The following is a 25,290-nucleotide window of genomic DNA, read 5'->3' on the forward strand; positions in this document are numbered from 1 at the left end:
GCGATGCGTAGAAGAATTTATGACAAAATAGCTCCAATGGTTCTTTCTTTTCTTACCTTTTCATTGGCGTTTTACCAACTTTTAAAGATTTACCATATGGAAAGCTTATTTAGTCAGAATCTTGTGATTATTGCTCTTTTTTGTTTAGTTGCGGGATTACTTTCTAAATGGTTTATAAAACTTCCTCTTTATTTTTTTATATTATGTGGGGGATTGTTTTTAAATTTTTCGCAAAACTTAGTGTTTTCGGTGACATGGGCAAATGTTTTTTGGCAACGTATAGTAAATTTGAGTGGATTATTTTTAGATGGAAGGATTGGTTATCTTCCAGAAGAAATTGCTGTTAGTTTAGTCCTTCTAATCGTGAGTTTACTAGCAGAACTGCTCATCGAATACGAACGTGTAGTAATCAGTTACCTCATTATTATTGGCTACATGTTGTTTTTAATTATTTATAATGATATCGAATTACCTTTAGAGATTGTACTATTTGCTAGTTTTGGGCTGGTGCATCGTTTTTTGTTTGTTCATAAGAAAAATAAAAGAAATTTTCTTATCGTTGCTACGTTATTAGCTACATTTTTACTAATTACATGGGGGATTCCTAGTGATCTTATAGAAACAAGAATGCTTGCTCCTAGTGCTACGTTTAGAAACTATCTAAATGAAAAAGGATTTTATCAATTTATCGAAGAAACCGGAGCTGGTAACTTAACGCGAAGTGGCTTCAGCGAAGATGATGAAACGTTAGGCGGTCCTTTATTAGATGACAATCAAGTTGTTTTTGAAGCCCAACAACAATCACCCCATTATTGGCGAATAGATAGTAAGACTTACTATTCAGGATCTGGTTGGGAAAGTCCAGCACCTGGCAATACACGGATAGATTCTTATAGTGGAGAAGAAGTTGATTTGTTTGATGCTGATTATCAGGCAGCATTTGCTGAAGAAGAGGAAATTAATTTTAATCGTGAAGTTATGGATTCTTATGTTCCCTTACCTTATGGCAATAAACAAATCAAGCTTGAAGAACCGTCCACTGAGCTGTTTGTGAACCAAGAAACCCAGCGTGTTGACTTCCAAAATAGCGAACAATCTCGTTCATTTCAACTAGCTTGGCAAGATTTTAATTATACATTAGAAGAACTAGCAGATGTTTCTTTGTCAACACCTGAGACGGCAGTTGATTATTTACAGCTGCCTGAACAATTACCTCAACGAGTGGTAGACTTGGCAGAAGAATTGACAGCTGAAGAGGAGACGTTAATAGGAAAAGTTACAGCTATAGAAGATTACTTGAAGTACTCAGAAAATTTTCGTTATTCTAAAGTTGATGCAGGTTTTCCTACAGAAAATCAAGACTATGTGGATCACTTTTTGTTTGATTCTCAAGTGGGTTATTGCGATAATTTTTCTTCTGCGATGGTGGTGATGTTACGAGTTGTGGGAATACCCGCACGTTGGTCTAAAGGCTTTTCTGCCGGCGAAAAAGTAAAAGAAAACCAATTTGTCGTACGAAACAGTGACGCTCATTCTTGGGCGGAAGTCTATTTTGAGGGATACGGTTGGTTGCCTTTTGAAGCGACGCCTACATTTAGTCAGCCTTTACAACAAACGACTACATCTTCTGAAACCACAGAGAGTTCTTCTTCAGAAAGTACAACAACTCAAGAAACATCAGATACTACGACAGAAGAAAGTAGCAGCACCACAGAAGAAGACAGCAGTATGATAAGCACTAGTACTACAGAGACACCAGCAAATCATCGTTCTTTTGCCATTTCTCCTGTAGTGAAAAACGCTCTTTTTATTCTTTTGTTTGTTATCTCTTGTGGATTTATCTATATATTATGGCGTTGGTATTTTTATTTGTATATTTTCTTTCTTGTTAAGATTAGTCAGGCCAATATTTTAAAAGTCTATCCTATTTTATTAAAAAAGGCCGAAAAATTTGTCTTTCGAGCTTCCAAACAGCCGTTAAGCCATTATACACAAATCTTTGAAGCAAACTATCCTGAATTTCAACAGACTTTTATTTATTTGACTTCAAGTTATGAGCAAGTCTTGTATGGCGGTAAACAGGAGGATAAACAGTCATATGGTCAGTTGCTTCTTGCTGTTGCTTGGCATTTGTCTCAGGCAAAAAAGCGGAGAAAAACGTAATCGACACTATTTGTTTTGATAACGCTTCTGATTTATTTATATTTTATTAATATCCTATAGAAAACTGTAAATTCAAAATGAAAAGTATTGCCTTAAAGTAGACATTAAAGGTTAAAATACAAAATAAGGTATAATAGTAAGTGACAAAGTATTTTTGAGAAGATGGATCGATTTGTAATAGTAGAAGGTGAGGAACTATTTTTAAAAAATTAGCGAAATTAGCAGTGATCGTTCTCATTGCGTTTTTTACTAAACCTCTTTGGGAAGAGCCTGTAGAAAATTTTACCACACAAGTTTTTGATCAGGGGTTAAACTTTAATTCTATGAGAGAACAGGCAGTATCGCTGTATGATTCGATCACTGGAAATGAAGAAACTGACGAGCAAAGCCAAACAAAAGCATTAGAACTCTCGCAACCTGAAGCGCAAACTTTTTCAATAGGTAATATTGAAATCGGCGACCAAAGAGAACAGCTAGAAGAAAGCCTTGGAGAACCTGCGCGCGAAACGACCAACGAATACGGCCTGCAATGGTCGAGTTATCATGACAATTATCAAAATTTTTTGATGGTTACTTATGATCAGCAAGATACAGTTCAAGGACTATACACCAATCAAGATTTAGTGGCGGCGCAAAATGATATTGCTCTGGGGACAACAAAATCAGAAGTTCATGAAGAACTAGGTGAAGCGGAAAATGCAATCCGCCACAGTGGTTTTAATATGCAGACAAATAATGACGGAGAATATGATATTTATCGCATTGACGGCAACTATGTAACGATTTTTTACGACATACATGAAAATGATGAAGTGACAGCCATGCAAATCGTAAAGGAGCCATTAGAAACAGAAAAAAGTTCTCCTTACGCAGAGGCTAGTGACGATTTAAAAGAAGGATTTGAATATCAATTGTTTGATATCACGAATGCTGAACGTTTAAAACGAGGGTTAAATGTATTGGATTGGAATGAAGAGGTAAGACAAACTGCTAGGAAACATAGTACAGACATGGCAGAAAATCATTATTTTGATCATACCAACCCAGAAGGTCAATCACCATTTGATCGGATGCAAGCAGACGGTATTACTTTTATGAGTGCCGGTGAAAATTTAGCTCAAGGACAAACCAGCAGCATTTTTGCTCATCAAGGGCTTATGAATTCTGCAGGCCATCGTAAGAATATTGTCAATGATGGTTTTTCTGAGCTAGGAGTTGGCGTTGATTTTAACGAAGATAACCAACCTCTTTATACTGAAAATTTTCTTACGCAATAAATTAAAAAATGTCTTTTTTGTGGGGATCACAGAAAAGGCGTTTTTTCTTTTAATATAAACAAGTTTATTTTTATATGGTAAACTTAAAAAAATAATCACAGAAAACGTGTATAAAATAAATGAGAAAATTTTCAGGAGGGCAAGCATATGAATCATATGGGTACACAACAATTAATAACGAAAAGATTAAATTTGCGCAGATTAAAACTGGAAGATTGTCACTCGATGTTTAACAACTGGGCGAGTGATGAAAAAGTAGCAAAATATACTACTTGGTATGCACACCAATCTGAAAAAATTACCCAAGAATACTTGAAAACGATTGTTCACTCTTATGATCAATTAGATTATTATTGTTGGGGAATTGAGTATCAAGAAAATTTGGTTGGTATGATTTCAGTTATCCCTGTTGAGGAAAAAGCTGAAGTATGCGGTATTGCTTATGTTTTAAGCAGAGATTATTGGAACTTAGGATTGATGACTGAGACAGCAGATGCCGTAATTAGGTTCTTATGTAAAGAAGTAGAATATCGTCGTATTATCGCTTGGTGTGATGTCGCTAATACGGCTTCTGATCTTGTTTTAAGAAAAATTGGCATGCGATTAGAAGGCAAATTACGTCAACATATCGCGCGAAAAGACGGCAGTTATGGCGATGAATATCTATATGGCATTTTAAAAGATGAAATAGGGTGAACGTGAAAGCATTAGAAGGGATTTTATTTCCAAGAAATAGTGTCTAAACAAGACAAAATTAGCTGTGTTATGCTATGATTTTGTTTGTCTTATTTAGGCTTTTTTTTATGAAATATGGGAGCAAATAAAGGAAGGTGACATTTAAAAGTTGCATAAAAAGAAAGACTAATGAAACTACGATGAATGAGGGAAGAAAGATAATGGCAAAAGATTATAAGAAGTTGGCAAAGGATATTATTGAACATATAGGAGGAGAAAGTAATGTAGCGCAATTACAATATTGTATGACACGCCTGCGTTTCTATTTAAAAGATGAAAGCAAAGCGGATACAGAATACCTGAAAAATTTGTCAGGGATTGTGACTGTAATGAAAGCAAGTGGGCAATATCAAGTGGTTATTGGAAGTGACGTTGGTGAAGTTTACGAAGCAATTCTGAATGTTTCTAATATCAACGGTGAACAAACGTCAAACACTAATAAACAAAATGGGCAAAAAAAGTTACTTAATAATTTTATTGATTTGATCTCTAGTATCTTTCAACCATTCATCCTAGTGCTAAGTGCCACAGGAATGATTAAAGGTTTAGTTGCTTTACTAGGTGTTTTTGGATTAGATGAAGCAAATAGTGGTTTTTATGCAGTGTTGAATGCGGTCGGAGATGGCTTTTTTCAATTTCTACCTGTCATTATTGCACTAACTGCAGCTAAGAAGTTTCGTATGAATGTTTATACGGCTTTGGCCATTGCTTTTGCTTTAGTATATCCTTCATTGAGTGACATGGCAGAGGGAACGCCGCTTTATACTTTGTTTGAAGGAACGCAATTTAGCGCAGATGTATTTACAACTTTTCTAGGTATTCCTGTCTTATTACCACCTGGAGGCTATTATGCTACTGTGATTCCAGCTATTTTAGCAATTTGGTTGGGAGCAAAAGTTGAAAAAGGATTTAAAAAAATTATTCCTTCGGTAGTTAATTCATTTTTAACCCCCTTTTTTACAGTGTTAGTTACTGCGACATTAGCTATTTTAGTTATTGGTCCTATAGCTACTTGGGGCTCTGATTTGATCGGTTTAATCTTTATGGCAATTTATAAAATCAGTCCAACAATTTTTGGTGCATTGATCGGTGGATTATGGCAGTTGTTAGTGATGTTTGGTCTACACTGGGGTTTAGCACCTATTGGTATATTGCAACTCACCGAACAAGGATTTACACCAATTTTGTCTAATTCAGGAAGTGCAAGCTTTGGTGTATTAGGTGTTTTACTAGCGATTATCATAAAAAATAAAGATAAAAACGTTAGAAATATTGGTATTCCTGCAACGATTGCTTCTGTATTTGGGGTGACAGAACCAGGTATCTATGGATTATTATTACCAATGAAAAAACCTTTTATTATTGCCTTGATTTCTAGTGCAATAGGAGGAGCATATACTGGATTTTTTGATGTAGTTGTTTATCGTATAGGCGGTCTAGGTGTTTTTTCTATTACTAATTATATTACCGATAGCGGTCAACTTACGATGAACTTCTGGCATCGTGTGATTTCGTTTATTTTGGTCACAGTCATTGCTTTTGCTATTCAAATGTTTATGAAAACACCACAGTTAGACTCCTCAGTAGATAGTATTGAAAAGAAAAATAAAAACCAAACGCTAAACAATGCTGAACTTGAAAAAAGTCGTAAGCAAGATATTATTGCTAGTCCATTAAATGGAGAGGTTAAAAATTTATCGGAAGTCAATGATAAAGTGTTTTCTAGTGGATCTATGGGTAAAGGAATTGCGATAGTACCTAAAAAAGGAATAGTCTATGCTCCGACGAATGCTACAATCCGTATGGTTTTTAAAACCGGGCATGCGATCGGTTTGACAACAGAATTGGGAACAGAAATTTTAATTCATATTGGATTAGATACAGTCGAGTTAAAAGGAGAAGGATTTGAAAAATTAGTTCAAGAAGGAGATGAAGTTTTAGCTGGGCAACCATTGATCATTTTTGAAATAGATAAACTACAACAAAAGGGTTATGAAATAGATATTCCGATTGTTATTAGCAATATAAGTGAAAGCTCCGATATATTCATTACTGATGAAAAGCAACTAGAACATGGAGATTATTTATTTACCGTAGTGAAATAGTTCAATCATTGAAGAAAAAGTTTATTTTTATCGGGTTTATATTAGGCTTTTTCCCTATGTCAATAAAAAATTTCAGTAATGAATGAAGAAAAATGAAGGAATTCGTTGATGAAGGTCTTATAGCAAAAGATTGATTTCATGGTGTTTTGGAAATGTAAGAAAAGAAAATTTTTCAATCTGTTTTCGCATTGTCATAAAAGTAATGAATTGTTATTTCCCTTTAACACACAAAGCCTCTCTGTATGTTAAATTAGCAATCGTGGTTGGTAGCCACGTAGTTAAAAAATCTTGGAGGTATTAACTCATGAAATTTAAAAAGTTACTACTAGGAACAGCACTAACAGCAGGAACTGTTTTCGCAGTCGGCACAACAAGTGCAAATGCAGATGAAATTCATACAATTCAAACAGACGATACATTAGCAAAAATTTCTAAACAATATGTTGGAGACAAAAGTTTAATTGATTCCATCGTCGAAGCTAATGATATTAAAGATAAAAACATGATTTATGTTGGCGAAGAATTAACGATTCCAACAGACGGAAATAGTGGACAAGAACAAGCTCCTGTACAACAAGAAGCACCAGTACAAGAAGAACAACAAGCCCCTGTTCAAGAAGCGCAACCAGCTGAACCAGCACAACCGGTTGAAGAAGAACAAACACCGGAACAACCAGTAGAAGAACCAGCACAAGCGGAAGAACCTGCTACTGAAGAAGCAGACAATTCTGGTGATTCATCTGTTGAAGTTAACGACCATTTGAAACAAATCGCGCAACGTGAATCAGGTGGAGATATCCATGCAACTAACCCATCTTCTGGCGCATCTGGTAAATACCAATTCTTGCAAACTACATGGGATTCTGTAGCACCAGCAGAATATCAAGGTAGCCCTGCTGCCAATGCTCCTGAAGAAGTTCAAGACGCAGCAGCACAAAAATTATATGATACAGCTGGCGCTTCCCAATGGGTAACTGCATAAACCTAGTAAGTTTTTCACGAATAAATTAGTATTAAATGAACGACAATTTCTAAAATAGAAAATGTCCGAAACGAAGACAAATCGAATGTTCTCTTCTAAAATTGAAGAGTTTGCATCGATTTGTCTTTTTTTAGTTTGTTACCTCATTCTTATATTGTGTTTTACTTATATTTTTTTAATTTATGCAATTGCCTAGTGATATCGAATTTCAAATAAAGTACAATATCATTAGATTGTTTGATTAATCTATCTAAGACATGTAAGAAGAAAGGAATTAAAAATGGCGTCTTTAACTAATTTGTGGACATTGTTCCAGTATTTTATTCTTGGGATTGTTCAGGGGGTTACCGAACCTATTCCGGTGTCTTCTAGTGGACACTTAATTATTGCAAGAGAGTTGTTTAACATTGAAGCTAGGGGACTTTCTTTTGAAATCTTTGTGAATTTTGCTTCTTTGCTAGCAGTTATGCTAATTTATCGGCAAGATATCGTACGTTTAATCGTGAATACTTGGAAGTTTTTATTTAAAGGAGATAAAACCGTTAAAAGTGACTTTATGTTTGTCGTTTATCTTATTATAGCGACTATTCCAGTTGGGATCATTGGTGTATTGTTTGGAGATGTCCTTGGTGAGGTGTTAAGTGGAACAAATGTTGTTGGGATTACCTTGTTGATTACGGCACTTTTCCTTTGGTTGATTCGTAATCTACAAGGACGTAAACAAGATGGGGATCTATCAGCAAAAGATGCTGCTATTGTCGGTCTTGCACAAGCAGTGGCCACAACGCCAGGGATAAGTAGATCGGGCGCTACAATTGTTGCTTCTATGTTGGTCGGAATGAAAAAAGAGACTGCTTTGCGCTTTTCTTTCCTTCTTTATATTCCCGTAAGCCTGGGGACAGGTATTCTTGAAATTCCTGAAATTGTTCAAGATCCGGCAATGGGCCAATTATGGGCACCATACTTGCTGGCATTTATTACTACCTTTGTTGCTAGCTATTTTGGGTTGAAATTATTCATGAACGTCATGCGTCAAGGAAAATTAGAATATTTTGCCTATTATTGCGTCGCTGTCGGTCTTTTGGTATTGTTCTTTTTGTAGAATGAACGAATCATGATCTACGTAGACCAAATGGAATAGAATAGGGTAGAGGGGAAATAAGATTTCCGCCCCTCCCGTCGCACCGTACGTACGGTTCTCGTATACGGCGCTCCATTTGTATTGTTTTCACGCTTGATTAAGATAGTAATTTAAAGGATTGACCAATCCAGGTCGATCCTTTTTCTTTATGGCTAAAACTTTCGGACTTAGGGTAAAATTGACGACGTCCATGCCACATTTCCTATACCAACCTAATCTCGAATTTGCCACCTTATAAATATTTTCTTTGGTAAAATGGCATTTGAATAATCGGTTTAATTGTTGTAGATTCGTATAGATTCGTTGTGGCAGTTTCCATTGCTTTATGATGATCACTCGGACTTTATGTCGTAACCATTGCCCAAACTTTGCTAGATAGGTTTTCATATTCCCGATACGGTAGTAATTGATCCAGCCTCTTATCGTTTGGTTGAGTTTCGTGAATGTCACCGCTAAGGGTCGTGACACAGCCTGTTTTCTTTTAAGGATGGCTTTCGTTTTATCATAGAGCTTTGTTTTACTGACTTTGCTCGGTTTACACTGCCAACCCTTCTGGTTCTTCCAGAAGGTAAACCCTAAAAATTGACTCTGTGTCGGTCGTACCACCTTGGTTTTTGTGACGTTCACTCGTAAGAAAAGCTTTCTTTCAATCCAACTCGTAATAGATTTCATTACACGATTGGCTGCCCGCTCACTTTTGACAAAGATATCCGTATCATCCGCATAACGGACAAAATAGAGTCCTCTTGCTTCTAGTTCTTTATCCAATTTGTCCAGATAAATATTCGCTAAAATGGGACTTAAAGGTCCGCCTTGCGGAACGCCCGTTTCATTCGGACGAACAAAGCCATTTTCCATAATCCCTGCTTTTAAGAAAACACGTATTAAGTGAAGCGTTTCTCTATCTTTGACCCGTTCTCTAAGGGTCGAGATTAATTTATCATGATGAACCGTATCAAAATATTTCTCAATGTCCATATCAATGAGCCATTCATAACCTTCATTCAAGTAATCAAGAACTTTTTCAATCGCTTGATGTGCACTTCGATTGGGACGAAAACCATAACTGCTTTCACTGAAGTGAACATCGAAAATGCGACTCAGCTGTTGCGCGGTTGCTTGTTGTACCACACGGTCCACGACACTTGGAATCCCTAAAGGTCTTTGTTTTCCATCGGGCTTAGGGATATAAACTCGTTTGACTGTTTTCGGACGGTAAGTCATCGATCGAATCTCTTGAACAAGGGAATGTCCGTGTTGATAGAAATAATGGTCAAGTTCGTCGACTGTCATTTTATCAACACCCGGAGCGCCTTTATTCTTTTTGACCTGCTCGATGGCTTGTCTCATGTTTTGCTGGCTCGTGATCTTTTCAATGAATCTCATGCGCTGTTCCTCCTCTAGGTGTAGATGGATCCAAGATCGTCCTCACTACTTTTCCCATCGATAGTTACGTTCTACCGTTCTAGGGTATCCTCGTTTCCGGACTGCTTGGATATTTTCTTCTAGCGATTCACACTATACAAACATTCAGCCCTTCACTACATGTAATATCATAGCTACTATGGCCTCGGCTGACTTCTTACGACAAACCTTTTTCGACCGTTCGCAAACGTCCGTAAGATCTCCCAGGGTAAGACACTTATCTTTCTCTCCACAACCTCTTGATTTACTGTCTTGGTTTTACGTTTACCTTTTGGACTTCGGCTTGATATGCAGCCTTATCCACCATTTAGCCTCATCAAGTTCCTGTGCGTAGGTTCAAGAGATTTGCGCCACCACTTCCTTCACCCCATCATCGCTGATTTCGGCTTGTGGCTCGCTACACTTGGCGGTAACTACCCGTGACTAGACTTTCACTAGCTAGATAAATGCCATGCCTGGCACACATACAAAAAAGACTGGGGATTTCCAGTCTTTTTTTAAGAAGGATTCCATGAACGTGACAGACTTATAACAGAAAAAGCTAATGTTACAGCGCAATCATTTGCTAAAATAGAAAAAGTAGTTTTAAATTTCAATAGTTAGAACCGATGGAATAATAGTAAACATTGTTGTGAAAAAGCAGCTTATAAAATCGGCAATTTATTAGAGCATGATATAAAAAGGTAACTGCTTAAGTATGAGCAAAACTAACTGAAAGTAGGTTTGAAAGTATGGCAGATTCAAAATTTAACAGGCAATTTTTTATTCATTTAATGATTCCTGTAGTCGTTGGTTTCATCATTTGGTTTTTCCCTTGGAGGCCTGAAGAAGTGCCAGTAGAGGGCTGGCAAATGCTAGCGATATTTATTGCTACAATTGTGGCCATTATTTTGAAGCCTTTACCGATGGGCGCAGTAGCTTTAATAGGGTTAACAGTAACAATATTGGTTGGCCCATTAAGTACAGAAACTGCATTGGACGCGTTTTCAGGTACAAGCGTCTGGTTGATCGTTTTAGCTTTTTTCTTATCTAAAGGGATTATCAAAACCGGGCTAGGACACCGAATTGCCTACAATTTAATTGAACGTTTTGGGAAGAAAACGATTGGTTTGGTTTATGCTATGATGGGAGTAAATATTGTTGTTGGCCCTGCTATTCCAAGCAGTACTGCGCGAACTGGGGGTGTAATGTTACCCATTGTTCAAGGATTAGCGGATATATACGATTCAAAACCACAAGATGGAACCCGTCGAAAGCTAGGGGCTTTTTTGATTACTTGTCTTTATCATATAGATACTATTGTAGCGACGATGTTTTTAACAGCAGGAGCAACTAAGCCCTTAGCACAAGAATTAGCCGCTGGTTTTGGCATTGAAATTACTTGGATGAACTGGTTTTTAGGCGCTTTGGTTCCGGGCATTTTGTCATTAATTGTGATTCCACTTATTTTATTTAAAATTTATCCGCCTGAAATAAAAGAAACACCTGGTGCGCCAAGTTGGGCTAAAGAAAAGAAAAGTGAAGTGGGTCCAATGACGTTTGATGAAAAAAATATGTCCTGGATTTTTATTCTGGCTATTATCTTATGGATATCCGGACAATTTATTGCTTTAAGCGCGGTGACTGTCGCGTTAATTGCGATTTCATTGCTCTTAATACTTAAAATCTTGGCATGGAATGACATCACACAAGAAAAAGGCGCGTGGAATACCTTAATTTGGTTTGCTATTTTGGTGATGATGGCAGGACAATTAAATGAACTCGGTTTTATCTCTTGGTTTAGTGAGGCGATTGCTTCTGCGGTTACTGGGTGGAGCTGGGTTGCGATTTTTATAACCCTTTGTTTAGCATTTTTCTACAGCCATTATTTCTTTGCCAGTCTAACAGCACATGTTACAGCGATGTATCCAGCCTTTTTAGGGGTTGCGTTAGCTTCTGGGACACCGCCTTTATTTGCCGCTTTAATGCTGGCTTATGTTACTAACATTTGCGGAGCTACGACACATTATGCTAGCGGACCTGCAGCTGTTCTCTTTGGCGAAGGCTATGTGACGCAAAAGGAATGGTGGAAAATATGCTTTATTATGGGACTGGTTTACTTATTTATTTGGTTAGTTATTGGTTCTGCTTGGTTAGGCTTTATCGGCTTTATGTGAGAAAAGATTTATTTATATATAGAAGTACGTGGAAAGTAAAATTTTCAAGAAAGAGGTTAGCATATGAAAGTAACAATGATTACTGGAGATGGGATCGGTAAAGAAATTTCACAAAGTGCAATGGATGTAATTGATGCCTCAGGTGCTGATATTGTTTGGGATATTGTTCATGCAGGAGAAGACGTTTATGAAGAAACGGGAACGCTTATCCCGGATGGTGTTTTTAAAAGTTTAGAAAAGAACAAGGTGGCTTTAAAAGCGCCTATGACTACCCCTATAGGCAAAGGTTTTCGTAGTGTAAATGTAAGTTTACGAAAAAAATATGATTTATACGCAAATATCCGTCCGGTGCAATCTATCGGTACTATAGAAACATTATTTGAAAATTTGGATTTAGTTTTATTTCGAGAAAATACAGAAGATTTATATGCAGGTGTAGAGAAAAAAGTTTCTGATGACGAAATGCATAGTATAAAAATGATCACTCGAAAAGCTTCTGAACGAATTATCCGTCGTGCCTTTGAGTATGCCAAAGAAAACAAGCGGAAAAGTGTTACAGTCGTGACAAAAGCCAACATCATGAAGCTTTCTGATGGTATGTTTTTAGAAATAGCACGAGAAATTGCAGAGGAATTTCCAACGATTGAGTTTAAAGAAATTCTAGTAGATAATATGGCGATGCAATTAGTGATTAATCCATACCAATTTGATGTGGTAGTGACAGAAAACTTATATGGAGATATTTTATCTGATGAAATGGCAGGACTTATCGGTGGTTTAGGGCTTGTTCCTGGCGCAAATATTGGAGATGACATGGCGATATTTGAAGCTGTCCATGGTTCTGCGCCAGATATTGCTGGTAAAAATTTAGCCAACCCTACTGCGATTATTTTAGGTGGTTGTATGATGTTGGATTATTTAGGAAAAACAAAGGAAAGTAACAATATTCGGCACGCTTTGAATGAGGTATTAAGTAAGCCGGAAAATTTTACACACGATTTAAAGGGAACAGCTACAACAAGCCAATTTACGCAAGCAGTGATCCAACAGATGAAGCGATAATCATTTTGCCTTACTTAATAAATGTTATAAAAGACCAGAGACAGTATCAAAATTGTTTCTGGTCTTTTATTTTGAAATCATTTATTTTAATAAAGTTATAACAGCTAAAAGGTTAAAAAAATGTAACACGGGTAGTTTTTATATTTACGCATTGACAAATCCTTAGAAAGAATGTATTATAATGAATGATTATAAAAATAATTCATTCATTGTTTGAGAGGTGAAAATTGGATGCAGATAGATAAAGAACAGACACTTTTTGCTGCAGCTAGAGAGCTCTTTTTAGAACAAGGCTTTAAGAAAACGAATATTGCAGCAATAACAAAACAAGCAAATGTGGCAGTGGGGACGTTTTATAAGTACTATTCCTCTAAAGAAGAGATTTTCTATGAAGTTTATCAAGCAGAAAATGAAGCAGCTAAATATAAAATTGTGTCACAAATCGATACAAGACAACCACCAAAGGAAATCATCAAGCAATTTATCACGACAATCATTCAAACGAGTAAGCAAAATCCGATTTTAGCAGAGTGGTATCGAAATTCCGAAGTGAGTCAACTAATTACAAATCATGATAAAAATAAAAATGCTTGGCAAGATAGCTTGGTTTATAGTTTTTTAATTGAAAATATTGAACGTTGGCAAGCAAGCGGCGAGTTTCGACAAGATATTGATAGGAAGACTACATTAGCTTTGTTTAATGCTCTAGTGGTTGTTGATAATCATAAAGAGGAAATTAGAACAAATAATTATCCGCAAGTTTTAGAAATATTGGCTGATATGATCGTGGATGGACTTAGCGCAAACAAATAAACGCCACTAAAAACAGTGGTGAATTATTTTAAACTTAAATGAATGAATTTATAAAATATTCATTCAAAAAGAATTGGATTTAAAAAATGAAAGGGGTGAATATAATGGGACTACAGATACTAGGCTGGACTATGGTGGTTGTTGGTTTAATTGTAGATGCCTGGGGTTTTGTCGAATTTCCAGTAAATGAGTTTCTAAAATCCGATTTCTTGAGTTTAATAGTAAGTGGTGCCGTACTAATCGCTGGCGGTTTAGCTGTTTTAAAAATGCCCGCATGGCTTACTATAGCAGCAATTATTGTCGCAACAATTGTATTAGCGTTATATATTTGGAGCTTTCGTATGGGTATCGCTAATACACTCATCAGCTATATTATAATGTTGGCCATTGTCGGTTGGTTGATTAGCTTGTTATTGAAGTGAAAATGGGTAGTATATGAATGAAAAGGAATGAATAAAAATCCTCATTGCAATGATTTTAGTGAGGATTTTTTTGCCGTAAAAACTTTTATTTTTATCTTTGTAAAGGAAAATTTCTAAAAAAAATAATTTTTTTCATTGGAAAAAAAGATACAAACTACATAGGTAGATATGTGGGAAATGCTGAATTGACAATGTTTATATACTGAAATATTTCAATTTGTTTTCATTTCGTTATAAATGTAATGAAATGTTATTGACGCTTAACACACGAAAACTCAATTTATGGTAAATTAATGAGCGTGGAAAGACCACATAGTTAAAAAATCTTGGAGGTACTATTTAATGAAACTTAAAAAATTATTACTAGGAACAGCACTAACAGCAGGAACTGTTTTCGCAGTTGGTACAACAAGTGCAAATGCAGATGAAATTCATACAATTCAACAAGACGATACATTAGGTAAAATTTCTAAGCAATATGTTGGAGACAAAAGCTTAATTGATTCTATCGTCGAAGCCAATGACATTAAAGATAAAAATATGATTTATGTTGGCGAAGAATTAACGATTCCAACAGATGGTAATGGTGAACAAGCGCCTGCACCTGCACAAGAAGCACCCGTTCAAGAACAACAAGCGCCTGTTCAAGAAGCGCAAGCAGCTGAACCAGCACAACCGGTTGAAGAAGAACAAACACCTGAACAACCAGTAGAAGAACCAGTTCAAGAAGAAGCTCCTGCACAAGCAGAACAACCAGCAGCAGAAGAAGCTTCAAGTTCTAATGGTGGATCTACAAAAGATCAATTCTTAGCAGCAGGTGGTACAGAAGAAATGTGGAGCACTATTGTAATGCCAGAATCTGGCGGTAACCCTAATGCAGTGAACCCACTTGGATATCAAGGTTTAGGCCAAACAAAAGAATCTTGGGGAACTGGTAGTGTAGAAGAACAAACTAAAGGTATGATTGAATACGGTACTAGTCGTTATGGTTCTATGGCAGAAGCCATGAGTTTTAGAGCGCAAAACAACTGGTGGTAATTCGGCAATAAATAAATGGTATAGTAAAAGGTCCTTGTCTGTGTGATGAGGGCTTTTTTATGCTTTATTAAAATAACAAATGAGATTTTCATAGTTTATTTTGTATATTAGAAGAAGCTATGATAGGTTGGTTTGTTTAATTATATTGGGTAGATATTGCTTTAGGTGGAATAGTTTGTATAGTTTATGTTGTTTTGACACTAAAAATGAAAATAAAAATAAGTAGTAAATAAGAAGGTATCTAAAATGGAGTATCCAACTAAATTAAAAAAAGAAATTATGGAGCAAAGCAAAAAGTTTCAATTAGAAGGGTTTTTACCTGGTAGAGGAGCAGAAGATGCTGCGATTATGCTCGTAGCTGAAGCGCCTGGTCAAACAGAAATTAAAACGCAAATCCCTTTTAGCGGTCAAGCGGGAAAAGGTTTGGATAAAGCCCTTGCAAAAATTAACTTACATAGAGAAGATATTTACATGACAAGCGTAGTTAAAAGTCGACCTTATAGTGTAAAGAAAAGAACGAATAAGAGCAGGGAGGAAAAAAAGAGCTATCCGAACCGAACGCCTAATAAAACAGAAATCAAACTTTTCGCGCCATTTTTGGATTTTGAAATAAAGAGTATAGCGCCTAAGATTATTGTTACATTGGGAAATAGCGCAATGAATCGCTTATTAGGAAATCAGTATACCGTCTCTAATTACCATGGACAAACGCTTCAACAACCGATCTATAAGTTATCAAAAGACCGCAAGAATTATGAGAAAACAGAAGAAAATTATTATATTTATCCAATGTATCATCCTGCTGCAATGCTTTATAATCGTGATTTAGAAAAAACAATTGATCAGGATTGGGATAATCTATCTGCACTTATTAAGAAAAAGAAGTAGGATGATTGGCCCTAGATTTAGCTAGTGAGAGACCAAAGGCAAAACGATTGGTCCAAAGGTAGCTGAAATAAGGGACATAAGTGGATTGCTTGGCCTAAGGTTGACCTAAGGAAGGGCCATAAGTGATGCTATTGGCCCTAAATTAGTTTAAGAAGGGGCTAAAAGTCTCGTTGTTGGTCCTAACTCAGTAAAAGTAACGTCCGTATTAAATTATAAAAACTATAAAAATTTGTGATTTTTGTCATAATAACAGTATAAGCATGTAAAATGTGGTTCATAGAAATAAAAGTTTAAAAAGAAGAGATGAATGCCTTGGCAATAAATAGGAAAGGAAGAAACTAGAATGATATTAACGTTGCTCATTTTACTTATTTTAGTCGGTGGTTTCTTTATTGGGCTGAGAAGTGGCTTGGTATTACAAGTTGTCGGCTTAACCGGTTTTATTATTGCGATTGCTGTTTCGTATTTATATTTTGATAGACTATCTCCATATTTACGATGGATTCCTTTTCCCGGCTCAAGCGGTGGAAATTCAGAGTTATTTTATTATCAAGCACTTGCTTTTGTGATTTTATTTATTGGTATAAGAATCTTATGGAGTATTATAGGATCGTCGCTCAATTTTTTGGCCAGCTTACCTTTGTTGAATATTTTAAATCGCTGGTTAGGTGGTGCGTTTGGTGTCGTAAAAGTATATTTAGCTGTCTTTTTATTATTAAATTTATTTGCTTTTGTTCCCAATGCGTTTGCGCAACAAACTGTTTCAGATTCAACACTAGCTCAGAAAATTGTGGAAGACACCCCAGTTCTTTCAGAAAAAGTAGAAGAACTTTAAACAACTTTCGTATAAAAAACGACTTGATAGTTCATATCAAGTCGTTTTTTAGCATGTACAAGGGCGATAATAGAAAGAATTGCGATCATTTTCCAATTGAATGTTTGATCGTTTCTAGCCTTAAGATAGTAAAAATTTTATCATACTTTTGTATTAATCTTTAGCATACTTAACAATGGCATCATGTAAAATTGAAACGACATTTTTTCCTGCGCGGTTATTGTAATAATCGACAAAACGGTTATCGGCAAGGTACATATCTACTAAACCTTTGTGTGCTTCTGCTGAATAGTTTGACCAGGAATACATAAGCCATTGTCTATGCAAGCTGTATACTTCTTTAGCTTCCTGTGAAATTAAATCTTGTGAAATAGCTAGTTGATCTAGTTTTTCGAATAGTTCATCTTCTACTTCTTGCATTTTTTGGAAATCTGCTTTGCTAAGATTCATGAATTTTTTGTTAGATTTTTCAATTGTTTCTTCGCCATACTTCTCCCTAATTTCTTCTCCGTATAGTTTTTCATTTTCAGTTAGACGTTCTTTTTTAAATCCCTCAAATTTTTCTGCTGTGTTCATATTAATTTCTCCTTTTGTATACTGGATCGTTTTTTTAACGGTAGTTAGTAATTGGTTAATCTTTTCTCTTTCCTCTTCTAAATTACTTTGGTGTTCTTTTAAAGCAGCTAGCGTATTGAATGTTGGATCATCCAATATGGATTGAATTTGTGCTAATTTTAAACCCAAAGAACGATAAAGAAGTATCTGTTGTAAACGATCAATTTCTTTTTCTCCATAAAGGCGATACCCTGAAGCTGAAATTGTTGTCGGCTTTAATAAAGCGATTTGATCGTAATATCGAAGTGTTCTTGTGCTGATATTGGCCATATCAGCGATGTCTTTAATGGTATACGACATTATTTGTCCTCCTTTCAATTTTGACTATAAGGCTTTACGTAACGTAAAGGTCAAGTTATTTTTTATTAGACGCTCTTTTATTATTTTTAGAACAATTAATTAGTTAACTTGAATTAACAATAATTGTAAAGTGTGGTTGCTTGCTTTATTATTATTTTAATTTACTAAAACTTGAAACCTACTTTTCGATACGTATCCCTTGGTATACCAAGGATCTCATGCACAAAATTAACTTCAACCTGCTTGCTTGAGCTGTTTTTGTATAGAGGAAGGTAGTTTTTCAAGGAACTGTTCGATAATGTTATTTAATACGGCTTCATCCAAAACATATTCATCCGCAAAAGCTTCTTGGAATAAAACGAGTAATTGCAGAATGGCTTCCGATACAGAAAGCTCAGAAAGCTCATCAATGAGAAGATAAAATAACTCGCCAAGCGTTCGGTCGTCTTTACTTTCACGTTCTTGCACCGCTAGGATCATATAACCGATAGCTACCAGTGTCGTATGCGCAAAGATCCCGTCATAAGAAATCCCTTGGTACTTGGCTAATTTTAAGTATTGTTTGCACATCTTGAAGTAGACTTCCACCGACCAGCGTCTAGCATAGAGCTGAATGATCTCGTCTTCGGTCAGATCGATATCGGTCGAAGCTAAGACCAAATAGTCGTTTCGTTTATTGCGATTGCGAATATATACCAACTTAATGGGAAGGATTTTCCCTTCTACGACAGCTTCTACTTGGACACTCAAAAGATAGCGAGAACGACCGCGGCGCTTTTTATTTCGTTTGAAGATTTCTTTGACATCCATCTTTTGGCCTTGATAACGGTAGTAGATCTTTTGACTACGTTTAACCATCGCTACGCAGTGGCATTTCAGGTCACGGATCTGTTGGAACATTTTGGGACTGGAAAACCAAGTATCGAATAAGACATAATCCGCATGGATCCCTTGGTTCAAAGCCGATCGAAGCAGTTCCAGTGTCACTTCCGTGCCTTTACGAAGCGCTTGAGCTTTACGTTTCCCCCTATTCGTGCGTTGATCCCCGATATCAAGATCAGATTGGAGCTTTCTTTTCCCGGAGAGCAAGGAAAAAGCGACGGGGACAAAGCTGTTGCCATCACTCCAGCCTAATTGTAAATAACGAAATCCTTTGAAATATTTTTTCTTGGCATGGTCGTATTGTAAAGCGGCACACGCCACTTTTTTCGCATTCAAGCGAGAATACATGGAGTCATCCACGATAAACGTGGTCTTTCGGGCATCATCCGTCAATGGACGTAGGAAAGTAATGACGGATTTAGCCACTAAGATCAGTAATTTTTGCCAATGAGTGTGCGGATCATTCAAAACGTTGCGAAATGTTTTATCTGAAAATGATAGCTGTTCCTTTTGCTTTTGGTAAAACCGATAGGTAGAACCGTTGGTAAAGATCGAAGCTAATAGGAACGAAAAAATAACAGAAACGGAGAAACCCTTCCTGTGCACGGCATTCGATTTTTTAAGAGCAGAAGCTACATGGAACTGATGAAAAAAATCAGACACAGAGGTAGAAATTTTTTCTGAATTTGACGTTTTTTGTGTTATAATTGACATGGCATGAACACTCCTTGGTTAGTGGTTTTTCGTTGATTCTATTATACCAGGATTTGAGTGGTTCATGCTATTTTTGTATAAAAAAACGTTTATTTATCAAGGGATGAACTGTATTTTTGAACTTTCAAGTTTTAGTTAATTTAGACTAAAGCTAGGAAAGAAGTGTAAGGGTATGACGGAATATGTAAATAAGTCAATTCACATCCATAAAAATTTAATTTTTTTACGAAAAAGTTGTGATCTGACAATTGAAGAATTTGCAGAAAAGCTCGACGTTTCTAGACAAACAGTCGCAAAATGGGAAAAGGGTGCAACCATTCCAGATATTATCAAGTGTGATGCAATTGCAGCTTTTTATAACATAACTATTGACGATTTACTACATTATGATGGAAAAACTTCAGTAATGCCAATTGCTCCAAGAGGGAAATATTTCTTTGGTACAGTTACTATAGATGAAAAAGGACAAATTATTATTCCCCAAAAAGCAAGAGAAATATTCAGCTTAAAAACAGCTAGCCAGTTGGTTGTTTTAGGAGATGAAACGCAAGGAATAGCATTAGTGACTGACGATACTTTTATGGATTCAATGCAAGACTTATTGGATCATTTTTATCCGAAATAATATGCAAGAGAACTAAAAATTTTTTTGGGGGATAAAATGACAATTTTATTTTTTATCTTAGCGATAATTATTATCTTACTTCTTTTTTATGCTTATCAAAATATGAATTATGATAAAAAGAAGGATAAACTTATCAAACAAGCAAATATGCATGAAAAACAAGTAACTTTACCGGATGGATCTGTTTTAAATTATGGAGAAAATTCCAGCAATAATACACCTTTATTACTATTACATGGTCAGATGGTATCTTGGGAAGATTATGCAAAAGTCCTTCCTGCCTTAGCCAAAGAATACCACATTTATGCAGTAGATTATTATGGACATGGTGGCTCCAGTAAGGATCCCAATAAATATTTTGCTAATGCTATTGGGAATGATCTTATTTGGTTTATCGAAAATGTGATCAAAAAACCTGTTATTATTTCGGGACATTCTTCCGGTGGTCTTTTAACTGCCTGGCTTTCTGCGAATTCTCCGGAAAATGTGCTAGGTGTTGTGATTGAAGATGCGCCCTTTTTTTCAACCGAACCAAATCGTGCAGAAAATACTTATGCAGGTAAAGGGTTTAAAGTTAACCATGATTTCTTGTATCAAGAGACGAAAAAAAATTATACAAAATATAGTCTTGAGCATGATTACATGCAAACTTTTTTTAATAAAAATGGAAAAGACAATTGGGCAAAGATTGTAAAAAAACCTGCTTTTTCTTACATGAAAAAATATCCGAATCAGCTTCCTCGTATTTGGTATTATCCGCCTCGACTAGCTGTGAACCTTATCTATGACTTAACTGCTAATATACAAGATGGGACAGGGGAATATGATTTGCGTTTTGGCGATGCTTTTTATAATTATTCATGGTTTGATAACTTTGACCAAGCCGAAACTTTGTCTCGTATTCGCGTCCCGACAACTTTACTTCATGTTGCCCCAAGTAATGAAAGTGCCCCAAGTTACTATGATAATAATGGCATTTTACTTTCAGCAATGGATGAAAAAGATGCTACTTATGCAACAGAACTCATAGAAGGTGCAGAATTGATCGATGGTTTTAAATCAATGCATAATATCCACCAAGACCAACCACAACAGTTCGTAAAAGTTTTAGTTGATTTTAAAAAACAATTGACTAAATGAAGACTGCTTCTCCTATAAAATAAAAGAGAAGCAGTCTTCATTTTTATAATTTATTCTTTAATATTGTCTGACTAAAGGAGGCTCATAATTTTCTATAAAGGAGTTGATTTCATCAAAAGAAGAGGAGAAAAAAATTTTGCTGCGGTCTTCTTTTGTTAAAAATTCATTTATTACCATATTGTCGTAAAAGTTTTTAATTGCACCATAGTAATTATTTACATTATAAAAAATACATGGATTGGGATTTTGTCCAATTCTTGCCCAAGAAACCATTTCAGTAATTTCTTCCAGAGTTCCAGGACCACCTGGTAGAGCGATAAATGCCTCTGCTAAGGAAGCCATTTTATTTTTTCTTTCAGACATGGACTCAACGACGTATAATTTCGTTAAATTTTGGTGTGCCAGTTCTCTATTTTTTAAAAATATAGGAATAACACCAATAGCTTTACCGCCAGAATGAAGAACTGTATCAGCTAAGCTCCCCATTAAACCTGCCTTTCCGCCGCCATAAACCAGTGTATTATTGTTTTTAGCGATCCACCTTCCTAATTCAATAGCAGATTGTTCAAAAATCGCTTGGTTTCCTCTGTTTGCTCCGCTGTATACCGTGATATTCAAATAAAAACTCCCTTCTATTTCCATTAAAAATAGTATATCATAGAAGAAAATTTAGATTGTAAAAAACTAAAAAGTAGGTGTTAAATTTGGATATTCGTGAGTATCAGTTATTTATTAGCGATTTTTATAAACAAAGGAAATGGTATCAGTATGGTCCGTTCATACGTTCTAACTTTCTTTCTGAAGAAGTTGGAGAGGTCAGTCGAGCGATTAGGACATTAGAAATTGGACGTGATAGACCAGATGAGAAAACTTCTGCATACAACGAACAGTTAGAAAATTTGATAGAAGAATTAGGAGATGTATTAGATAATATTTTTGTAATAGCGGATAAGTATGATATTTCCTTGGAAAGGATTATGCTAGCTCATAAAGAAAAATTGCTTTCAAGATATGAAAAATAATATATCAAAGATTTACGATTATATGCTTTAAACAATTTTTTTTTTAAAGGAGCGGACCTTTATTTGTATTATCAAAGCTTAATTGATGAATTTTCTGCTAAGTGTAAAGAGGTATTTAATAGCCATTTAACGGGCGTATATTTACATGGTTCTATGGCGATGAATTGTTTTAATGCAGAAAAGAGCGATATTGATTTAATTATCATAGTCGAAAACAATATCACGAATAGCCAAAAAATAAAATTTATGGATGATGTAATGAAATTAAACGAACAAGGACCAGCAAAGGGACTGGAATTTAGTGTTGTACGAAGAAAATACTGCCATCCATTTGTTTATCCAACGCCTTTTGAATTACATTTTTCTCAAATGCATGTTAAGCAGTATAAACATAATCCAATAAAGTATATAGAAAATATGAAAGGTAAAGATAAGGATCTTGCAGCTCATTTTACCATGATAAATCATTGTGGAATTGTTTTATATGGAGAACCGATTAAAGAGGTGTTTGGTAAAGTACCAACAAAAGATTATGTAGATAGTATCTGGTGTGATATAAAAAATGCTAGAAAAAATATAGTCAATGAACCAATGTATATGGTGCTAAATTTGTGTAGAGTACTGGCATTTCTAGAAGATGGTTTATATCTTTCAAAGCAGCAAGGTGGTAAATGGGGGTTGACGCATATTTCTACAAAGTATCATCCCTTAATTGCAGAAGCATTGTATTGTTATAAAACAAAACATGCGATGCAAGTGGATAAGGCATATGCAAAAGACCTTGCAGATCAAATGTTGCACAATATCGAGTACAAGAGGGGGGCAGTTTAAAAATTGATGTGAAGAAAAAGTTGAAATTTTGATGAAGTGTCTGTAAATATTTCTTTACTTTCAGCTGGAGCTCCATTTTTTAAAATAAACCCATGCTCCATCCAGTAATGGTTCATTCATTCAGTTATCGACAGTTCTTTACAGTAAATCATATAAGATGAAATAGCACTTAACTGCATGGCCAACTGATTATCTAGTACTGTTCTTCAACAACTTCAGCTTTCTTTTGGTCGCTGAATCGCTGTGAATTACAGCAAAAAGCCGGTTCTATTTGAATTAGAACCGGCTTTTTAGCTTGAGATATTTGTATTTTAACGATGATATTTTTCCATCACTTTAATCAGCTCTGGCAAATAGTCAGGTAAATCAGGAGGTCTTCTACTTGAAACAAGTTGTCCGTCGGTAACAACAGCTTCATTGACCCAAGTTGCACCAGCATTTGTCATATCGTCTTTAATTCCAGGTGTACTTGTGACTGTTTTTCCTTCCAAGATACCAGATGAAATTAATACCCAACCAGCATGGCAAATTTCACCAATAGCTTTATTGTTATCTTTCATATGTTTTACAATCTCTTTAACTTCAGGGAAGCGACGAAGTTTATCCGGCGCCCATCCACCAGGTACAATAACTGCATCGTATTCTTCAGGGTTAACATCGGCAAAAGCATAATCAGATTCAGCTGGAACACCATTTTTCCCAATGTAAGTTTGTTTGGCTTCTTGTCCAACTAAATCTACTTGAGCACCTTCTTCACGCAAGCGAAGAACTGGATACCATAGTTCTAAATCGTCAAAATCATGATCGACTAGCGAGATAACTTTATGATTTTCTAAACGCAAGCTAATCCCTCCATTTTTATTTAATAAGTTGTATATTAAACTTAGCAAGTGTAAAATTTAATATCAACTCTGTTAAAATCAGTCTAACAGAGGATGGAAAGAACAACAATTGAAAAGCTTTTTTAGAAAAAGTATATTGGACTTGTCATACACTGATAAAGTTATAGAAAATCTTGGCAAGAAACTAAAAGATCGATTTTTTTCCATTGTACTTCTTCATCAATCGAATTTCCTTCTTCAACTGAAGCAAAACCACATTGTGGGGATAAAGCAATATTATCACCTACGACAGATTTGGCTTCTAGGAAACGCTCTTTAATTTCATCGTGTGTTTCCAGGCGAGGATTTTTCGTTGAGATTAAACCTGCGACAAAAGTAGCGTCACTTTTCTTTAAAACTGCCCAGGGTTCAAAAGACCCAGAGCGTTCATCATCGTATTCAACAAAGAAGCCATCATAAGGGATGGTACTAATCACTGCCGCAACTGAGTCGTAAGAACCTGCAAATAGTGGATTTCCTTTGAAGTTTCCCTTACAGAAATGAGTAGCAATCGTCATGTCAGCAGGCTTATTTTCTAGGGCTTTTGTCGAAACTTTTCTAAACCATTCCAATACTTCATCTTTGGTATAACCGAGTGAAGATACTTTTTTCATGAATTCATCATCAATTAGATAAGTCCATGAAGTATCATCAATTTGTAAATAACGACAACCATGTTCATATAAATCTTGAATAGCAGTTTGATAAGCTATAGCAATATCTTCGATCACCGCATCAATATCGTCGCCATAGTAAGGTGTATCTTTAATACCTAATTGTAGATAATGGTCAACTAAAATCATATTAGGCCCAGAAATAGATTTTTTTGCCTCGATGCCCTCATATTTATTTGCTAATTGATGTAGGTAGTCCCAAGCTGCGATTTCTGGATGATGTTTATTTTTATCGTAAAAGATTTTTCCTTGGATATAGCCCAATTCGATATGATTATTCACGCCGTTGATTACTTTATCAAAGTGCTTTGTAGAGAAACCATCAAATTCTTTTAACCAATCAAGATGCCACCACCTACGTCGAAACTCACCATCTGTAACGAAATTCAGACCATGTTTCACTTGTTTTTCCACTAAATCTGTAATTGCTTGATCTTCTACTTTTCTTAATTCTTCTAGACTGATTTCACTATTGAAGTAGCGAGCACGTGCAGATTTAATTTCTTCAGGACGTAAAAAAGAACCCACTACATCGTATTTGATATTTAACATTGCTACAACTCC

General features: G+C 35.7%; 23 protein-coding genes. 17 read left to right on the top strand and 6 right to left on the bottom strand.

Features of this window, described 5'->3' with window-relative positions; translation table 11 throughout:
• Positions 1-3 precede the first annotated feature (3 nt).
• The 6 genes from C7K42_RS09405 to C7K42_RS09430 all read left to right on the top strand — a co-directional run bounded on the left by C7K42_RS09405 (position 4) and on the right by C7K42_RS09430 (position 8,364).
• The gene (locus tag C7K42_RS09405) at positions 4-2,163 is read left to right on the top strand and encodes a transglutaminase-like domain-containing protein (protein ID WP_014125760.1); all 2,160 of its coding nucleotides are present in this window, start codon (positions 4-6) and stop codon (positions 2,161-2,163) included.
• A gap of 323 nt (positions 2,164-2,486) precedes the next feature.
• On the top strand, positions 2,487-3,440 hold the full coding sequence (locus C7K42_RS09410; RefSeq protein ID WP_231960494.1) for a CAP domain-containing protein: 954 nt from the start codon (positions 2,487-2,489) through the stop codon (positions 3,438-3,440).
• A gap of 147 nt (positions 3,441-3,587) precedes the next feature.
• Entirely contained in the window at positions 3,588-4,136 is a 549-nt protein-coding gene (locus tag C7K42_RS09415) for a GNAT family N-acetyltransferase (RefSeq protein ID WP_103099753.1), read from the top strand.
• 200 nt (positions 4,137-4,336) lie between these two features.
• Positions 4,337-6,280, top strand: a complete 1,944-nt coding sequence (locus C7K42_RS09420) for a beta-glucoside-specific PTS transporter subunit IIABC (RefSeq protein ID WP_014125757.1) — start codon at positions 4,337-4,339, stop codon at positions 6,278-6,280.
• A 304-nt stretch (positions 6,281-6,584) separates the two neighbouring features.
• Positions 6,585-7,262 carry a transglycosylase family protein gene (locus C7K42_RS13315; RefSeq protein WP_014125756.1) on the top strand — a complete coding sequence of 226 codons (678 nt, stop codon included), beginning with the start codon at positions 6,585-6,587 and terminating at the stop codon, positions 7,260-7,262.
• Positions 7,263-7,542: 280 nt separating this feature from the next.
• Positions 7,543-8,364, top strand: coding sequence for an undecaprenyl-diphosphate phosphatase (locus tag C7K42_RS09430; protein WP_014125755.1), 822 nt, complete (start codon positions 7,543-7,545; stop codon positions 8,362-8,364).
• 126 nt (positions 8,365-8,490) lie between these two features.
• Here C7K42_RS09430 and ltrA read toward each other — a convergent pair whose 3' ends face one another.
• Positions 8,491-9,789, bottom strand: a complete 1,299-nt coding sequence (ltrA, locus tag C7K42_RS09435; RefSeq protein ID WP_014124169.1) for a group II intron reverse transcriptase/maturase — start codon at positions 9,787-9,789, stop codon at positions 8,491-8,493.
• Positions 9,790-10,559: 770 nt separating this feature from the next.
• Here ltrA and C7K42_RS09445 point away from each other — a divergent pair.
• The 7 genes from C7K42_RS09445 (at position 10,560) to C7K42_RS09475 (ending at position 17,042) form a co-directional block, all read left to right on the top strand.
• Positions 10,560-11,984 (top strand): DASS family sodium-coupled anion symporter, encoded by a 1,425-nt coding sequence (locus C7K42_RS09445; protein WP_061841248.1) that lies wholly within the window; start codon positions 10,560-10,562, stop codon positions 11,982-11,984.
• A gap of 63 nt (positions 11,985-12,047) precedes the next feature.
• Positions 12,048-13,046 carry an isocitrate/isopropylmalate dehydrogenase family protein gene (locus C7K42_RS09450; RefSeq protein ID WP_014125752.1) on the top strand — a complete coding sequence of 333 codons (999 nt, stop codon included), beginning with the start codon at positions 12,048-12,050 and terminating at the stop codon, positions 13,044-13,046.
• A gap of 231 nt (positions 13,047-13,277) precedes the next feature.
• Positions 13,278-13,859: a TetR/AcrR family transcriptional regulator gene (locus tag C7K42_RS09455; protein WP_014125751.1), complete on the top strand. Its 582-nt coding sequence runs from the start codon at positions 13,278-13,280 to the stop codon at positions 13,857-13,859.
• A 104-nt stretch (positions 13,860-13,963) separates the two neighbouring features.
• On the top strand, positions 13,964-14,281 hold the full coding sequence (locus C7K42_RS09460) for a hypothetical protein (protein WP_041591861.1): 318 nt from the start codon (positions 13,964-13,966) through the stop codon (positions 14,279-14,281).
• Between the two features lie 342 nt (positions 14,282-14,623).
• On the top strand, positions 14,624-15,319 hold the full coding sequence (locus C7K42_RS13195) for a LysM peptidoglycan-binding domain-containing protein (RefSeq protein ID WP_014125749.1): 696 nt from the start codon (positions 14,624-14,626) through the stop codon (positions 15,317-15,319).
• A gap of 246 nt (positions 15,320-15,565) precedes the next feature.
• Positions 15,566-16,207 carry a uracil-DNA glycosylase gene (locus C7K42_RS09470; RefSeq protein ID WP_014125748.1) on the top strand — a complete coding sequence of 214 codons (642 nt, stop codon included), beginning with the start codon at positions 15,566-15,568 and terminating at the stop codon, positions 16,205-16,207.
• Between the two features lie 343 nt (positions 16,208-16,550).
• The gene (locus tag C7K42_RS09475) at positions 16,551-17,042 is read left to right on the top strand and encodes a CvpA family protein (protein ID WP_014125747.1); all 492 of its coding nucleotides are present in this window, start codon (positions 16,551-16,553) and stop codon (positions 17,040-17,042) included.
• 153 nt (positions 17,043-17,195) lie between these two features.
• Here the strand turns inward: C7K42_RS09475 and C7K42_RS09480 are convergent, their stop codons facing one another.
• Complete coding sequence (locus C7K42_RS09480; RefSeq protein WP_014125746.1) at positions 17,196-17,957, bottom strand: MerR family transcriptional regulator; 762 nt, start codon at positions 17,955-17,957, stop codon at positions 17,196-17,198.
• Between the two features lie 234 nt (positions 17,958-18,191).
• Complete coding sequence (locus tag C7K42_RS09485) at positions 18,192-19,553, bottom strand: IS4 family transposase (RefSeq protein WP_124175420.1); 1,362 nt, start codon at positions 19,551-19,553, stop codon at positions 18,192-18,194.
• Between the two features lie 172 nt (positions 19,554-19,725).
• On the opposite strand from C7K42_RS09485, the gene C7K42_RS09490 reads away from it, so the two are divergent.
• Both C7K42_RS09490 and C7K42_RS09495 read left to right on the top strand, forming a co-directional pair.
• Positions 19,726-20,178, top strand: coding sequence for a helix-turn-helix domain-containing protein (locus C7K42_RS09490; RefSeq protein ID WP_094244126.1), 453 nt, complete (start codon positions 19,726-19,728; stop codon positions 20,176-20,178).
• A 36-nt stretch (positions 20,179-20,214) separates the two neighbouring features.
• Positions 20,215-21,318 (top strand): alpha/beta hydrolase, encoded by a 1,104-nt coding sequence (locus C7K42_RS09495; protein ID WP_180991187.1) that lies wholly within the window; start codon positions 20,215-20,217, stop codon positions 21,316-21,318.
• A gap of 57 nt (positions 21,319-21,375) precedes the next feature.
• Here the strand turns inward: C7K42_RS09495 and C7K42_RS09500 are convergent, their stop codons facing one another.
• Positions 21,376-21,936, bottom strand: a complete 561-nt coding sequence (locus C7K42_RS09500) for an LOG family protein (protein ID WP_103099542.1) — start codon at positions 21,934-21,936, stop codon at positions 21,376-21,378.
• A gap of 86 nt (positions 21,937-22,022) precedes the next feature.
• On the opposite strand from C7K42_RS09500, the gene C7K42_RS09505 reads away from it, so the two are divergent.
• Positions 22,023-22,340: a MazG nucleotide pyrophosphohydrolase domain-containing protein gene (locus C7K42_RS09505; protein ID WP_094244128.1), complete on the top strand. Its 318-nt coding sequence runs from the start codon at positions 22,023-22,025 to the stop codon at positions 22,338-22,340.
• A gap of 63 nt (positions 22,341-22,403) precedes the next feature.
• The gene (locus C7K42_RS09510; protein ID WP_061841242.1) at positions 22,404-23,171 is read left to right on the top strand and encodes an aminoglycoside adenylyltransferase domain-containing protein; all 768 of its coding nucleotides are present in this window, start codon (positions 22,404-22,406) and stop codon (positions 23,169-23,171) included.
• Between the two features lie 311 nt (positions 23,172-23,482).
• Here C7K42_RS09510 and C7K42_RS09515 read toward each other — a convergent pair whose 3' ends face one another.
• Together C7K42_RS09515 and C7K42_RS09520 are read right to left on the bottom strand one after the other, a co-directional pair.
• The gene (locus tag C7K42_RS09515; protein WP_103083640.1) at positions 23,483-24,013 is read right to left on the bottom strand and encodes a type 1 glutamine amidotransferase domain-containing protein; all 531 of its coding nucleotides are present in this window, start codon (positions 24,011-24,013) and stop codon (positions 23,483-23,485) included.
• Positions 24,014-24,174: 161 nt separating this feature from the next.
• The gene (locus C7K42_RS09520) at positions 24,175-25,278 is read right to left on the bottom strand and encodes a 5-methyltetrahydropteroyltriglutamate--homocysteine S-methyltransferase (protein ID WP_103083641.1); all 1,104 of its coding nucleotides are present in this window, start codon (positions 25,276-25,278) and stop codon (positions 24,175-24,177) included.
• Positions 25,279-25,290: the final 12 nt, after the last annotated feature.

It is taken from the genome of Tetragenococcus halophilus subsp. halophilus DSM 20339, assembly GCF_003841405.1.
Lineage (GTDB): Bacteria > Bacillota > Bacilli > Lactobacillales > Enterococcaceae > Tetragenococcus > Tetragenococcus halophilus.